Annotated in this window: 16 protein-coding genes; 11 read left to right on the top strand and 5 right to left on the bottom strand. The window is 52.1% G+C overall.

The genetic code is table 11. The features are described from left to right. Positions 1-9 precede the first annotated feature (9 nt). From BV494_RS15925 to gorA, 4 genes are all read left to right on the top strand, one after another. Positions 10-1047 (top strand): oxidoreductase, encoded by a 1038-nt coding sequence (locus BV494_RS15925; protein WP_104923730.1) that lies wholly within the window; start codon positions 10-12, stop codon positions 1045-1047. Between the two features lie 107 nt (positions 1048-1154). Next, the gene (locus BV494_RS15930) at positions 1155-1883 is read left to right on the top strand and encodes a GntR family transcriptional regulator (protein ID WP_104923731.1); all 729 of its coding nucleotides are present in this window, start codon (positions 1155-1157) and stop codon (positions 1881-1883) included. A gap of 78 nt (positions 1884-1961) precedes the next feature. After that, a complete protein-coding gene (locus BV494_RS15935) occupies positions 1962-2804 on the top strand; it encodes a 23S rRNA (adenine(2030)-N(6))-methyltransferase RlmJ (protein WP_104923732.1) in 843 nt (280 codons plus the stop codon). 176 nt (positions 2805-2980) lie between these two features. Beyond that, entirely contained in the window at positions 2981-4333 is a 1353-nt protein-coding gene (gene gorA / locus BV494_RS15940) for a glutathione-disulfide reductase (protein WP_104923733.1), read from the top strand. 74 nt (positions 4334-4407) lie between these two features. Here gorA and cho read toward each other — a convergent pair whose 3' ends face one another. Both cho and BV494_RS15950 read right to left on the bottom strand, forming a co-directional pair. After that, positions 4408-5259 carry an excinuclease Cho gene (gene cho, locus BV494_RS15945; RefSeq protein ID WP_104923734.1) on the bottom strand — a complete coding sequence of 284 codons (852 nt, stop codon included), beginning with the start codon at positions 5257-5259 and terminating at the stop codon, positions 4408-4410. Positions 5260-5382: 123 nt separating this feature from the next. Then, on the bottom strand, positions 5383-5691 hold the full coding sequence (locus BV494_RS15950) for an antibiotic biosynthesis monooxygenase (protein ID WP_104923735.1): 309 nt from the start codon (positions 5689-5691) through the stop codon (positions 5383-5385). Between the two features lie 139 nt (positions 5692-5830). On the opposite strand from BV494_RS15950, the gene BV494_RS15955 reads away from it, so the two are divergent. Then, entirely contained in the window at positions 5831-6739 is a 909-nt protein-coding gene (locus BV494_RS15955; protein ID WP_104923736.1) for a LysR family transcriptional regulator, read from the top strand. Positions 6740-6842: 103 nt separating this feature from the next. Here the strand turns inward: BV494_RS15955 and BV494_RS15960 are convergent, their stop codons facing one another. Together BV494_RS15960 and BV494_RS15965 are read right to left on the bottom strand one after the other, a co-directional pair. Further along, positions 6843-7484 carry a hydrolase gene (locus BV494_RS15960; protein WP_101077598.1) on the bottom strand — a complete coding sequence of 214 codons (642 nt, stop codon included), beginning with the start codon at positions 7482-7484 and terminating at the stop codon, positions 6843-6845. 393 nt (positions 7485-7877) lie between these two features. Continuing rightward, on the bottom strand, positions 7878-8810 hold the full coding sequence (locus tag BV494_RS15965) for a sugar-binding transcriptional regulator (protein WP_104923737.1): 933 nt from the start codon (positions 8808-8810) through the stop codon (positions 7878-7880). Between the two features lie 234 nt (positions 8811-9044). Between BV494_RS15965 and BV494_RS15970 the strand changes: the two genes are divergently transcribed. The 6 genes from BV494_RS15970 (at position 9045) to BV494_RS15995 (ending at position 13249) form a co-directional block, all read left to right on the top strand. Further along, the gene (locus BV494_RS15970) at positions 9045-9980 is read left to right on the top strand and encodes a tagatose-bisphosphate aldolase (protein ID WP_104923738.1); all 936 of its coding nucleotides are present in this window, start codon (positions 9045-9047) and stop codon (positions 9978-9980) included. Next, complete coding sequence (locus tag BV494_RS15975; RefSeq protein WP_104923739.1) at positions 9973-10569, top strand: P-loop nucleotide/nucleoside kinase family protein; 597 nt, start codon at positions 9973-9975, stop codon at positions 10567-10569. The genes BV494_RS15970 and BV494_RS15975 overlap by 8 nt, the downstream gene beginning before the upstream one ends. Before the next feature lie 205 nt (positions 10570-10774). Beyond that, positions 10775-11218: a PTS sugar transporter subunit IIA gene (locus BV494_RS15980; protein WP_104923740.1), complete on the top strand. Its 444-nt coding sequence runs from the start codon at positions 10775-10777 to the stop codon at positions 11216-11218. A 65-nt stretch (positions 11219-11283) separates the two neighbouring features. Next, a complete protein-coding gene (locus tag BV494_RS15985) occupies positions 11284-11586 on the top strand; it encodes a PTS sugar transporter subunit IIB (protein WP_104923741.1) in 303 nt (100 codons plus the stop codon). 58 nt (positions 11587-11644) lie between these two features. Further along, the gene (locus tag BV494_RS15990) at positions 11645-12910 is read left to right on the top strand and encodes a PTS sugar transporter subunit IIC (protein ID WP_104923742.1); all 1266 of its coding nucleotides are present in this window, start codon (positions 11645-11647) and stop codon (positions 12908-12910) included. A 33-nt stretch (positions 12911-12943) separates the two neighbouring features. Next, positions 12944-13249, top strand: a complete 306-nt coding sequence (locus BV494_RS15995; protein WP_104924819.1) for a hypothetical protein — start codon at positions 12944-12946, stop codon at positions 13247-13249. Positions 13250-13288: 39 nt separating this feature from the next. Here the strand turns inward: BV494_RS15995 and msrA are convergent, their stop codons facing one another. After that, complete coding sequence (gene msrA / locus BV494_RS16000; protein WP_104923743.1) at positions 13289-13831, bottom strand: peptide-methionine (S)-S-oxide reductase MsrA; 543 nt, start codon at positions 13829-13831, stop codon at positions 13289-13291. Positions 13832-13924 lie beyond the last annotated feature (93 nt).

The raw sequence follows: 13924 nt of genomic DNA on the forward strand, positions 1-13924 counted from the left end.
TTTATTATCATGATGATACACAGTGCCTTTATAGGATTCGGCAAAAGCGCAACGCGTTACCATTTGCCTTACGTTTTTCAGCGCCGCGACACGTTTCGTGTGAAGACGATTTTCGATGTGGTCCGCCGCCCCGCGCTGGAAGCAGAAAGCGAATATCAGGGCATCCATTTCACCGACAATCTGAACGATATCCTGCTCGATGAAAGCATCACGCTGGTGACGCTCTGCACGCCGCCGGAGACGCATTATGACTACGCGCGGCAATGTCTGGAGCACGGGAAAAACGTCATTGTCGAAAAACCGTTTACCCGCACGCTGGCGGAAGCAGAAGCGCTGTTTGCTCTGGCGGCTGAAAAAGGCTTAACGGTCACACCTTTCCAGAATCGCCGTTTCGACAGCTGTTTTCTGGCCGCAAAAAAAGTGATTAACAGCGGCGTGCTCGGGAAACTCGTCGAGTTCGAAAGCCATTTCGACTATTTCCGCCCCGATGCGCCGGATGCGCCCGGTGATTTCACCCACGGCGCGTTTTACGGGCTGGGCATGCATCTTATCGATCAGGTCGTCAGCCTGTTCGGGCGGCCGGAATTTGTGCATTACGATATCCGCGCCGTCAGAAATAAAAATAACCCTGACGATACGTTTGAATTGCAGCTTTATTACGGCGATATCAAAGCGATAGTGAAATGCAGCCATCTGGTCATGCTGCCTTACCCGAAATTCATTGTTCACGGCGAAAACGGGTCATTCATTAAACTGAATATCGACCAGCAGGAAACATCGCTTAAATCCGGAATAATGCCGGGCAGCAATCATTTCGGCAAAGATCCAGAATGGGGTGTGCTGAAATATCAGAATGTACAGGGCGAAATGATCACCGAAAAAGTGGATGCCGGAACCGGCGATTACGGCCGGGTTTATGACGCGGTTTATGACACGCTGATCCATAAAAAACCGGTGTATGTACCGCAGCAGGACGTATTAACCACCATGGAAATATTGCATCGTGCCTTTGAGCAACCGGCACCGGCGCTGATTAAACTCCGTTAGCCACACCCGCGCGCCGCCCGTTTTTCACGGTGGCGCGCTCTGATGACACCTCAGTATGTTCTGTTTATACTGCCCGAAAATAAACCGCTGCAAGAAGGCGTTACTCCATGGCCGCCCGCTACATTGATATTAAAAACAGCCTGAAACAGGCGATCCTCAATAATGAATATCGTGTCGGAGATAAAATTCCTTCTGAGCGGGAATTAGCGCTGCACTACGACGTCACGCGCGTCACCTTGCAAAAAGCCATGCATGTGCTGGAACAGGAAGGCTTTATCGAGCGTATCCACGGCAAAGGCATGTACGTCACTAAAGTGATTGAAGATAACGTTTATTTGCTCAACAACGGCACAAGCGATTCTATTCTGGGCTTTTCGCGTGAATTTAAAAATCAGGTCAAAGTCTCCAGTAAACTGATTACGTTAAACAAAATTGCCGCAGGCGAATATATCGCCGCTCAGCTTGATATTCACGCGGATGCCGATATTCATTATATCCGCCGCATCCGGCTGGTCGATAACGTGCCGGTTCTGATCGAAGACTCGTATATTCCCTGCGCTGTCATAGCGTCAATTCCTGAAGCCGTTTTACAGAAAGCGTCTTTATATGAATATATTGAAAACAAAACCGGCCGGAAAATTAAATTCTACAATTCGGTGATTGAAGCTGCGCTGTTCGACGAAACGCTGTCGGCATTGCTGAACATCGAAACCGGCAGCCCGATGCTGAAAGTCTCCGGCGTCACCAAACTGGAGGACGGTAAAGCCTTCAACTACTCCATCAGTTTTAACCGCGCGGACATGTTTAAAATTAAGAACAGCTGGGTCGGGAAGTAAGATGGCGGCGTTTTACGGGCAACTTGAAGGCCGAATGTTTATACTGTCGCCAATACGCCACTCCGGAATGATAAAGTTATGTTGAGTTACCGCCACAGTTTTCACGCCGGCAACCATGCCGACGTCCTGAAACACACCGTTCAGAGCCTGATCATTGAATCTCTGAAAGAAAAAGAAAAGCCCTTCCTTTATCTCGATACCCACGCGGGTGCCGGGCGCTATCAGCTGAGTGGCGAACACGCCGAACGTACCGGCGAATATCTGGAAGGCATCGCGCGCATCTGGCAGCGTGATGATATTCCTGAAGAAATGTCGGCCTACATGTCCGTCGTGAATCACTTCAACCGCAACGAGAACCTGCGTTATTATCCGGGTTCACCGCTGATTGCCCGCCAGTTGTTGCGCGAAGACGACAGACTGCACCTGACCGAACTGCATCCGAGCGATTTCCCGCTGCTGCGCAGTGAGTTCCTGAAAGATGACCGTACCCGTCTTGCGCGAGCCGATGGATATCAGCAACTGAAAGCCCAGTTACCGCCACCGTCCCGTCGTGGGCTGATCCTGATGGACCCGCCATACGAAATGAAAACCGATTATCAGGACGTGGTTAAAGGCATTCAGGAAGGCTACAAGCGTTTTGCCACCGGCACATACGCGCTGTGGTATCCGGTGGTAATGCGCCAGCAAATCAAAAAAATGCTGCGTGATCTCGAAGCGACCGGCATCCGCCGTATTCTGCAAATCGAGCTGGGCGTGCGTCCGGACAGCGATCAGCGCGGCATGACGGCCTCCGGCATGATTGTGATTAACCCGCCGTGGAAGCTCGAACAGCAGATGAACAACGTGCTGCCGTGGTTGCTGAAAGTGCTGGTCCCTTCCGGTACCGGCCACACCACCGTGAACTGGGTTGTGCCCGAGTAAGTAAAGTTTTTCCCCTCGCTGAGACCTTTTTCTAAGGTCTCAGCTATCAAACCTATTACAGCCATTGATCCAAACTTTGCGACAAAACTCATTCCCGCGCTAAACTCACAGGCAATTTTTAAGATTAGCGACGCCGGTATGGCGTTCTTCATTTTTGACAACTCATGGAAAATCCGATGACCAAACATTATGACTATCTGGCAATTGGCGGCGGCAGCGGCGGTATCGCATCAATCAACCGTGCAGCCATGTATGGGAAAAAATGTGCGCTGATCGAAGCTAAAGAGCTGGGCGGTACGTGCGTCAACGTGGGTTGTGTCCCGAAAAAAGTGATGTGGCACGCCGCGCAAATCGCAGAAGCCATCCGCAATTACGGCCCGGATTACGGTTTTGATACCACGGTTAACAGTTTCAACTGGAAAACGCTGGTCGCCAACCGTACCGCCTACATCGACCGTATCCACACCTCGTACGACAACGTGCTGGGCAAAAATAACGTTGATGTGATCAAAGGTTTTGCGCGCTTTGTTGACTCACACACCGTTGAAGTGAACGGCGAGAAGATCACCGCAGATCACATCCTGATCGCCACCGGCGGCCGTCCGAGCCATCCAGATATTCCCGGTGCAGAATACGGCATCGATTCCGACGGTTTCTTTGATCTGACCGAAATGCCAAAACGCGTTGCGGTTGTCGGCGCAGGTTACATCGCCGTGGAAATCGCCGGTGTGATGAACGGACTGGGCGCGGAAACTCACCTGTTCGTGCGTAAACACGCGCCGCTGCGCACCTTTGATCCGCTGATGGTTGATACGCTGGTTGAAGTGATGGAAGCCGAAGGTCCTGCGCTGCATAAAGAATCCATTCCGAAAGAAGTGGTGAAAAATGCAGACGGCAGCCTCACGCTGAAACTGGAAAACGGTCAGGAATTTGAAGTCGACAGCCTGGTTTGGGCGATTGGCCGCGAACCGGAAACCGACAACTTCAACCTGAAAGCGACCGGCGTGAACACCAACGAAAAAGGTTACATCGTCGTCGATAAATTCCAGAACACCAGCGTTCCGGGCATTTACGCGGTGGGCGATAACACCGGTGCCGTCGAACTGACGCCAGTGGCCGTTGCAGCGGGTCGTCGTCTTTCCGAGCGCCTGTTCAACAACAAGCCGGACGAGCATCTGGATTACAGCAACATCGCTACCGTCGTGTTCAGCCATCCGCCAATCGGCACGGTCGGCCTGACTGAACCGCAGGCTATCGAACAGTACGGCGCAGAAAACGTGAAAGTGTATAAATCCGCGTTCACCGCGATGTATACCGCCGTGACGCAGCACCGCCAGCCATGCCGCATGAAACTGGTGTGCGTCGGTAAAGAAGAGAAAATCGTCGGCATCCACGGCATCGGTTACGGCATGGACGAAATGTTGCAGGGCTTCGCGGTCGCACTGAAAATGGGCGCCACCAAAAAAGACTTCGACAACACCGTCGCAATCCACCCGACCGGCGCGGAAGAGTTTGTAACGATGCGTTAATTCACCGCAAGGTGTGTGAAAGCATTAAATATAAGGGCTTCAGACTCCCATATCTGAAGCCTTTTTTATTACCTTCAGTCCAGCAAAATCACCTTCGGGCTGTCTGTATCAAACAGCGGTTTGCAGAGGATTTTATAACTGTCACGGTCAAAGTGCGGAACGGCGGTATCGAACTTTTTGGCGTCTTCCAGCGTTTTTACGGTGCCAAGATAAAACCAGTGATTGATAACGTGATACTCCGTCACGCCGCTGGCTTCTTCCACGATGGCGATGCGCCCAGGATACGGCCAGTTGCGGACTTTCAGGGCGCTGAGCGCATTTTTCAGGCGTTCCTGATGGGCTTCCGGTGATTCTTTTCCGCAACACACACCGGCACATTTCCCCAGAGAGAACCGGAAACACGCGCGGTTTTTTGCCAATTTTTCGAGCCCCAGCGCGCCATAACACAGCTTTTCCTGATCGGCGATATCGCGGATTTTTTCAACCGCGGACATTTTGGTTTTGAACAGGCCAAACAGATCGTCGGTGTGGGAAAAATCCACGTCATTGCTGAAAACGATTGTGGCAGTCAGCCCCTGAAGCCGGATGGAACACAGCTTGCGCGTGTTGCGCAGACGCTTATTAAACAGCGGACGCCGGTTTTTAATCAGGTCAGATTCCAGCAATAACGCACCGACTTCACCGATGGTTTCGATGTATTCGATATCCCGCGTCATGTGCAGAAGTTTGGCTTCGTCGGCGTTGCGGAAATGCGACATCACGCGGCTGCGGATATTCACACTTTTGCCGATATACAGCGGAAAGGTTTTATCGTCGCCATAGAAAATATACACCCCCGAGCGGGAAGGTAAATTTTCGAGCGTATGACGAAGATGTTCAGGGTATTTATAAAGCTCGGTAAAAAGCTCTTTTTCCGGATTCCACAAAATCGCTGACCTGCTGTTATCGGAGAAGGTATCGTTTAAAAAACAACGGCCGATAATACTGGCTATCCGTACAGTCTTCAACCAAGGCGGTTAAAATAAAGTGTAAATTCTGACCGGCGAAAATTACGCCTGCGTGCGCATTTCAATATATTCCCGACCATTCAGTAAGTTGGTTAACGCGGCCTCGCGGGTTTCGCGCTGGTCTGACTGGATCCAGCCATAAAGATTATCGATGTTATCGAAACGCACCAGCACGGTGTAAATCGTTTCGCCATGAACAGGGCGTAAAACGTTAACACTTTCGCAACCGGCAAACCGGGCCGAATCCGCCTTCAGCTTTTCCAGCCAGCCTTCGTATTCCGACAGCTTATCGCGCTGCACGCCGTGCGTAATCACCATCGTGATGTGGTCGGGTTGATGTGGGTAAGTCACAGGAGGTTCCTTCTGGTTAACCGCAGTTCTGGTTAACTGATTGTTGCGTTATATTGATGAACGATACGAAATGCGAACAGTTATTGATAACGGAAATTTTTTGGGAAGTTGTTAAACAATTTTTGGGGTGGGGGAAATAATGCGACTGAGCCTTGAAGCGCTGCTGATCCTGGATGCGCTGGATCGTCACGGCACTTTTGCTGCGGCAGCAGCCAGACTGTTTAAAACCGCGTCTGCGCTGAGTTATACCGTGCAGAAAATGGAAAGTGACCTGAATATCAAACTGCTGGACCGGTCCGGGCACCGCGCGACATTCACGCCAACCGGCCGTCTGATGCTGGAAAAGGGCCGCATTTTGCTGCGTGCGGTCAGTGAACTGGAACAACAGGCGCAATATGTCGAAAGCGGCTGGGAAAGTAAACTGACGATCAGCGTCGATGCTTCCGTTCCTTTCGCCCTGCTCACGCCGCTTATCGACCGCTTTTACGAACAACATCAGCACACGCAACTTCTGTTCCGCCACGACGTGCTCGCCGGTTGCTGGGAAGCGCTGAGCTACGGCGAAGCCGACATTGTTTTCGGCGCGGTGCAGGAACCGGTCACGCGCAGCGGTATTGAATATCGCCCTATCGGCTGGCTGGAATATGTGTTTGCCGTCGCGCCGCATCACCCGCTGGCCTCTCTACCGGAGCCGTTATTGCGTGAACAAATCCGTCAGTACCGCGCGGTGGTGGTTCACGATACGTCGCGTCACGGCGCAGGCACGGATTTGCGCGTGCTGGACGAGCAGAAAATGCTGAGCGTTCACGACTTCAACGCCAAAGTTCACGCACAGGTCGCCGGTCTGGGCTGCGGTTATCTGCCGCGCTATCTGGCCGCGCCGCATCTGGAAAGCGGTGCGCTGGTTGAACGCCGTCTGGATACTGAAACCCGTCGCGATCAGGCCTATATGGCCTGGAACGAAAAAGCCACCGGCAATGCCGCCATGTGGTGGCGCGAACATTTACAGAATTTCGACGGCATCTGTTCCGTTTACAGCCGGGAATAATCGTTGCCCGTTTAAGGAGAAAAGCCGGGGCCATCGGGGCAGCATAGATACCGCCCATAAACGTCCTTTGATGACAGCCCGGTGGCTCATCAGGATGACGATATTAAGCCTTACGCTGCGGCGCTTTATGTACCATGGTGTAGGCGTAATCCACGCCCATGCCGTAGGCGCCGCTGTGTTCGCGAACCAGATCCATGACGGCGTCGTAGGTTTCTTTGCGTGACCAGTCGCGCTGGTACTCGAGCAGAACCTGCTGCCAGGTCACCGGAATGGCGCCGGCCTGCACCATGCGGTCGATGGAACGCTCATGCGCATCCACGCTGGTGCCGCCGGAAGTATCGGTCACCACATACACTTCATAGCCTTCTTTCAGCGCCATCAGGGCCGGGAAAGTCAGACACACTTCAGTCCACAATGCGGAAATAATCAGTTTCTTACGGCCTGTCGCTTCAACGGCTTTCACAAACGCCGCGTCTTCCCAGGAGTTCATGGAGGTGCGTTCAATCGGCTTCACATCCGGGTGAACCGCCAGCAGTTCCGGCCAGATATAGCCGCTGAAACTTTCGGTTTCGACGGAGGTGTAAATCACCGGCACGTTAAAAACTTTGCCTGCTTTAGCGAGAGCAACGGTGTTATTTTTAAGCTGCTGGCGATCAATATTTGCGACGCCGAAAGACATTTGTGGCTGATGGTCGATGAAAATCAGGGTGGAGTTCTGTGGGTCCAGCAGATCGAATTTAGACATTTTCATTTCCTCTCAGAGTGCATTGTCAGGTTGTGTGTTTGTATTTAACGTTGTGTTGTTGTGCTGCTGGAAATCACAATACGGCAGACGTTAAAACGCAGATAGCGGAAAGAATTTGCGAAGTTGTTCAGATTTTTTTGACAGGCTTTCGTCTGTATAAACAGCCAAAAATAATATTTACAGTCAGCGAGTTATGAACAGTGAAAACTTTTAACGCGTTATTAAAAATAACGCACTATGACTATTACGGAGAGGCGTCTGCTGTTTATTGCAGCACAACTTAAACCCTGCAAAATCACTCGCTGAGGAAAGACAAATGAAAGCTAAAAAGGCATTCCCCGCCAAGGGAATGCCTTTTTCTTTGGTGCATGTTTCTGGTGAAGAAAACAGCGTTCACGCCACCGGCAGTTTATCCAGAATCGCCTGCGCGGTATTCACGTCGGTGACCAGCGAATTGATCATGCCCGAACGCACCGCACCGATAATCCCGGCGGCTTTTTCCGGCGTCGCGGCCACGCCAATCGTCAGCGGCGTTTTGCGCAGCTGTTCAACCGACGCCGCAATCATTCGCTCCTCGCCTTCCCAGTGCAATAACTCGCCGGATTCCGTGAAGTAATGGCGCAACACATCGCCCGCCGCGTCGCTGAGCGCCTGTTCGCCCGGCGTCGCCGTGGTTGATTCACTCGGTTTCGGCGTATGCGTCAGGCCGATGCCGACAATCGCCGCATCGAGTTTGTCCCACAGGGAAATAATTTCCTGCACGCTGCCGTCGGCGAGAAACGCATCACGCAATTCTGCCGAAGAAATGTAAGGCGCATGCAGAAAATACGGCGTGCCTTCCATCTGTTCAGCCGCGCGGCGCACGAACTCGGTGATCTGAAAATGCGGCGCAGACTGCTGCATTCCACCATTGAGCGCCACGGTCATAATGCCCGGCAGGCGCGGCATTCCGGCCAGCGTCACCTCGCGTACCGCCCTTCCCCAGCCAATGCCCAGCACCGAACCGGCACCTAAACCGGCTTCCTGCAACAAAGCGGCCAGCGGCGTCGACAGCGCGCCCAGCACATTGCCCGGCGGCGCATCAACCACATACGCGTGCTTCAACCCGAGGCGGTTGATCAGGTCAGATGTCATGTCTTCCGGGGAGGATAATCCCACCACTTCGATGCGCACAATGCCCGCCGCGCGGGCTTTATTCAGCAGCCGCGAGATTGTCGCCGTTGAAACCTCCAGCTTGCGCGCAATCTCCACCTGAGACATATCAGACTCGTAATGCAGCTTCGCCACTAAATGCATCATGGCACGCGTCGCTGCAATATCTTGCAAAATTGGCTCTTTCAGCTTGAAATTCCTTTCAGTAATGAATTACACTTAAATCGTCGATTGAGGGATTATTGCGCAACACCTGTAAAAATGCAATGTGCCGGATCGGGCTTAGACCCTTGTAAACCGGCGTGTTACGCGATTTTTCCGCCCCTGTCAGCCAGGGGGCAAAGACAGAACGTCCAGTGTAATCGAGATTTTTTCATCTGTAATAAATTTCACGCAAAGGAGAGTTCCATGTCAAAAATGTCTACTTCAGAATTACGCAGCTATCAGCAGATTTGCGGTAAAAATGGCGCGATGCTGGTGATCGCCTGTGACCAGCGCGGTGCCATGCGCAGCCTGCTCGCCAGCGACCCACAGCAACAATCCGCGATTTCCGAACACCAACTGGGCCTCATCAAAGCCGACATCACCCGATATCTCGCCAGCAAAGCCTCCTGCGTGCTGGTGGATCCGGTCTGTGCGGTGCCGCAGCTGGTGGACAACGGCATTATTGCCCGCGATACCGCTCTGCTGATCGGCCTTGACGCATCAGGCTGGGATAATTCGCCGGAAGGCTACCGTCTGTCGCGGTTAGTGGCGAATGTGGATGCGCGCCGCGTGCGTGAACTGGGTGCGACCGGCGGAAAAATCATGGTGTATTTGCGTTCGGATCAGGAAGCCGCCAACCGCCATAACATTGAAATCCTGCGTCAGTGCATCGACGATTTCGCCCGCGAAGACCTGCTGCTGGTGGTGGAGTTCCTCACCTATAAACTCGACAACGAAACCGAGGAAGAATATAAAGAAAAAGTCCCGGCGCTGATTTATGGCGGCACGAAGATTTGCCTGGAATGCGGCGCGAAGGTGCTGAAACTGCCTTATCCGGGTTCAAAACAGGCCTGTGCAGACATCACGAAACTGGCCGGAGACGTGCCGTGGGCGGTGCTTTCCGCGGGCGTTGACCACGCCACTTTCCTCAAACAAGTGGCGGATGCCATGAGCGAAGGCGCTTCAGGCGTGATTGCCGGACGTTCGTTGTGGAAAGACTGCATTTCGCTGGATCGCAGCGCGACAAAATCCCGGCTCGAATCGCTGGCGGTGCCGCGCCTGAACGAACTTCAGGCCGTAATTCAGCAATATTTCCATGCCCCGGCCCATAATCAAACTGAACAGGTGGAACATGTCTGAAAACAGAAGCGCCTCACGAAATGGCTTTACCGGCAAACGCGTCATCCTGGTAAACGGGATCCCGGCGTCAGGTAAAAGCCGGCTCGCCGTTGAGCTTTCTGAATACAGCGGCTGGCTGCAACTGTCGCTGGATGGCATCAAAAACCCGTTTCTTCAGCGGATGCAAAATGTCGATCGCCCTTTTAACCGCGTGCTCGGACTGGCAAGTTATCAGGTTATCTGGGATATCATCGGCGGCGCACCGCAGGGCAGCACTTTTATTGCCGATGCGTGGTTTGGATTCCAGCCAAAAGACGTGTTGCAGGATTATCTGCAACGGGCGGGCGTCACGCAGGTTCTGGAAATCTGGTGTCAGATTGATGCAGAACTCGCCGCGGAACGTTTTGCGTCACGACTAGGTGAACGTTTACCGGGACACGTCGGGGCAGAATATATTCCCGAATTAAAAATTCTCGCCGGAAATGCACGACCAATGGCGTTGGGACCAGTTTATTCTGTTGACCAGAATGTTATTGCACAAAATAAGCCTGTAAATATTGTTGATATACATGAATGGGTATTAAATTCATTTCATACTCAGACCCAATAAACATCCACAAAAGGAAACGTTCATTTACTGAAAAGTCAGTGCATTCTGATATCAGGACCAGGCTAATGCCCTACTATCATTAATTCTTTCATGTCGTTTGAAATTATTATCTTTCATTAATGGCAAATAGGATTGGATAGATCACAGTTTTTATTTTGATTAAATATCATACTGAGAAAAGGCCCTATTAATGTGAAGAGGTATTATGTTAAGCGACTGGATTAATGAAAATAACACCACCCTTATCACCAGAATAAAAGACTGGCAAAGTGCCGTCGCATTAGCTGTGCAACCTTTAATTGATTCCGGTGCCGCCGAAAGTCGTTATCTTCAGGCGATATATGACATGCACCGTGAAATCGGCCCTTATTATGTTTTGGGTGAAGGGATTGCCATGCCACATGCCCGGCCAGAAGAAGGTGCGGTCAGAACCGCACTCTCTCTGGTGATTGTTTCAGAAGGTGTTGAATTCGGCAGTGAAGATAACGATCCGGTCTATGTCATCTTCGCGCTGGCCGCCGTTGACAGCCATTCGCACATTGAAATGATCGCCAGCCTTTCTCACCTGTTCTGCGATGATGAGGCAGCGAAAAAATTAAAACAAAGTAAAAACAAGCAGGAAGCATTAGACATTATCCGGCAGTTTTAGACGTGAAGTGTAGAGAGACGAGCATAACCCTTAATGAACACCTACAAAGAACCTAAGGAAACATGATGAAAAAGTTATCTATTCTTGCGGTATGCGGTGCGGGTTTAGGCAGCAGTTTTGCCTGTGAAATGAGTATCGAAGCCGCGCTGAAAGATTTAGGCGTGGAGGCGGATTTATCACACTGCGATATTTCCAGCGCCACCTCATCCCGGGCCGATATTATTATGACCGGCGAAAACTTCAGATCGCAGTTCCAGCATTACACCATCAGCGCCAATATTATTTATCTGAAACGCCTGGTGGATAAGAACGAAATAAAAGATAAGCTGACGCCTGTTCTTCAGGAAATGGGTCACCTGGCTGTCTGATAATAAAAATATTTTATTCCAATAGAACAACTCTACATCTCTACTACAGGGGACGCTTATGTCTTTCCTTCACTTTATTGTCAATGATGTATTAGGCCAGGCATCAATATTAATCTCTCTGATCGCTATGATTGGCCTGATTGCATTAAAGAAAAGTCCGGGACAAATTATTACCGGCACATTAAAAACGCTGCTCGGATTTCTGGTTTTACTTTCCGGTGCCAGTATTATTGTGAATGCACTGAACTTCCTGGGTGAAATATTCCAGAAAGGTTTCCATATGCGCGGCGTGGTCACCGACGTCGGCTCAATCGCCGGTATCGCACAACAAACGCTCGGGCGGGAAACGGCCTTAATTATGGTGCTGGCATTTATCGTCAATATCCTGATTGCGCGTCTGACCCGCTTTAAATACATCTTCCTCACCGGTCAGGCGTCGCTGTGGATGGCGACCGTCTGTTCCGTCATCGGTTATATGGGCGGCCTGCGCGGTGCGGAGCTGATCATTACCGGCGGCGTCATTGCCGGTGTGATGGCGGTCGGTATGCCGGTGCTGGCACAACCGATTGTGCGCAAAATTACCGGTTCCGATGACTTTGCGCTCGGCCATTTCTGCACTATCGGTTACATCGTGCAGGCTGGCGTGGCGAAAATCACCGGTAACGTCAATAAAAGCACCGAAGATCTCGAGTTGCCACAGGCCCTCTCCTTCCTGCAAGACACCTATCTGTCGATGATGGTGGTGATGATCCCGATTTACCTGATCCCCGCCATCGCCGCAGGCCCGGAAGTGGTCGCGCCTTTCGCTAACAGCGTTAACTATCTGGTCTACTCGTTCCTGCAATCCATTCAGTTTGTGGTCGGCGTTTACGTGCTGCTCTCCGGTGTGCGTCTTCTGCTGGCGGAAATCGTCCCGGCTTTCCGTGGGATCGCCCTGCGCATCGTGCCCAACGCCATTCCGGCGCTCGATTGCCCGGTACTTTTCCCTTACGCGCCGAACGCGGTCATCATCGGCTTTATCTCGACCACCATCGGTTCAGTCATCGGCATGTTCCTGTTCCCGAGTCTCGGGCTGGCGATGATTTTGCCGGGTATGCTGACCAACTTCTTCGCGGGCGGTACGGCGGGTATCTTCGGTAACGCCGTCGGCGGGCGTCGCGGCGCGATTATCGGCGGTATCTTCCACGGCCTGTTTATCACGCTGTTACCGGCGCTGCTGCTGCCGCTGCTGGGTAAATTCGGCTTCTCGAACGTGACATTCAGTGACTCGGATGTCATCGGCGTCGGGCTGGTGTTCGGCCATATTCTCAACTTCTTCCATTAATTAAGCCGGAGGGCATTCCAGATGGAAAAAATAATGGATACGCGTATTGAGCAGATTTTATCGCAACAGCTGCCGCCGCAGGAATCGGCCAAAGCGCTCAACGAACTGGGAAAAGAGTATCAGGAACAGCAGGATCTGGAGGCCGCCATTGCCTGTTGGGAGCAGAGTATGGCGTGTTACGGAAAGCCCGGTTTCGCGCAGGCGCAGCTGATGAAGGCGTATAACGCGCGGCGTCGTCAGTGCTCAGAAGCCGGTGACGGCAGGGGGCTGGAGGTATATTCGCAGAAAATCGATGCACTGATGCAAAAAAGTAAGGACGCCATCCGCTACGGATTTTGAGCCAAAAAAAGCCAGAACGCGTGTTCTGGCTTTTACCGTTTACGGATTCAACGATTTCGTCCGCTGCGCAAAACCCTTACGCAGCTTTTGCAGTTTCGGCGGGATCACGGCCATGCAATAGCGGTTCTGCTGCCCGGCACCTTCCCAGTAATTCTGGTGATAGCCTTCCGCCACAAACACTTCGCCCAACGGCTCAATGCTGGTGACCACCGGATCGCTGTGATCCTGCTGCGCGCGCAAAATAGCGGCTTCCGCTTCGGCTTTTTGCTGCTCACCGGCGGGGAATATCACCGAACGGTATTGCGTGCCGACGTCATTTCCCTGCCGGTTCAGCTGGGTCGGATCATGCGTGACGAAGTGAATATCCAGCAAATCGCCGTAACTGAGTTTCGCCGGGTCAAAACCGACGCGAATGGCTTCTGCGTGACCGGTTACGCCGGTGCAAACCTGCTCATACGTCGGGTTCGGACGCGCGCCGCCAGTGTAAACACTTTCCACCGACTCGACGCCGATGACGTCTTTGAACACCGCTTCCGTACACCAGAAACAGCCGCCACCGAAGATAGCGTATTCGATTGTCATACAGACTCCTTGATTTTGGGTACAGAGAAATAATGGGGGCGGAACGCGCAGAGATAAAGAGACGATAATAAAAAACACCGGATAAAATTCTTC

It is taken from the genome of Rahnella sikkimica (genome assembly GCF_002951615.1).
Classification (GTDB): Bacteria; Pseudomonadota; Gammaproteobacteria; order Enterobacterales; family Enterobacteriaceae; genus Rahnella; species Rahnella sikkimica.

Excerpts from the sequence above, each read along its gene's own strand:
- BV494_RS15925 (WP_104923730.1), top strand. The coding sequence starts at position 10 with ATGATGATACACAGTGCCTTTATAGGATTCGGCAAAAGCGCAACGCGT.
- BV494_RS15930 (WP_104923731.1), top strand. The coding sequence starts at position 1,155 with ATGGCCGCCCGCTACATTGATATTAAAAACAGCCTGAAACAGGCGATC.
- BV494_RS15935 (WP_104923732.1), top strand. The coding sequence starts at position 1,962 with ATGTTGAGTTACCGCCACAGTTTTCACGCCGGCAACCATGCCGACGTC.
- gorA (WP_104923733.1), top strand. The coding sequence starts at position 2,981 with ATGACCAAACATTATGACTATCTGGCAATTGGCGGCGGCAGCGGCGGT.
- BV494_RS15955 (WP_104923736.1), top strand. The coding sequence starts at position 5,831 with ATGCGACTGAGCCTTGAAGCGCTGCTGATCCTGGATGCGCTGGATCGT.
- BV494_RS15960 (WP_101077598.1), bottom strand. The coding sequence starts at position 7,484 with ATGTCTAAATTCGATCTGCTGGACCCACAGAACTCCACCCTGATTTTC.
- BV494_RS15970 (WP_104923738.1), top strand. The coding sequence starts at position 9,045 with ATGTCAAAAATGTCTACTTCAGAATTACGCAGCTATCAGCAGATTTGC.
- BV494_RS15975 (WP_104923739.1), top strand. The coding sequence starts at position 9,973 with ATGTCTGAAAACAGAAGCGCCTCACGAAATGGCTTTACCGGCAAACGC.
- BV494_RS15980 (WP_104923740.1), top strand. The coding sequence starts at position 10,775 with ATGTTAAGCGACTGGATTAATGAAAATAACACCACCCTTATCACCAGA.
- BV494_RS15985 (WP_104923741.1), top strand. The coding sequence starts at position 11,284 with ATGAAAAAGTTATCTATTCTTGCGGTATGCGGTGCGGGTTTAGGCAGC.
- BV494_RS15990 (WP_104923742.1), top strand. The coding sequence starts at position 11,645 with ATGTCTTTCCTTCACTTTATTGTCAATGATGTATTAGGCCAGGCATCA.
- BV494_RS15995 (WP_104924819.1), top strand. The coding sequence starts at position 12,944 with ATGGATACGCGTATTGAGCAGATTTTATCGCAACAGCTGCCGCCGCAG.
- msrA (WP_104923743.1), bottom strand. The coding sequence starts at position 13,831 with ATGACAATCGAATACGCTATCTTCGGTGGCGGCTGTTTCTGGTGTACG.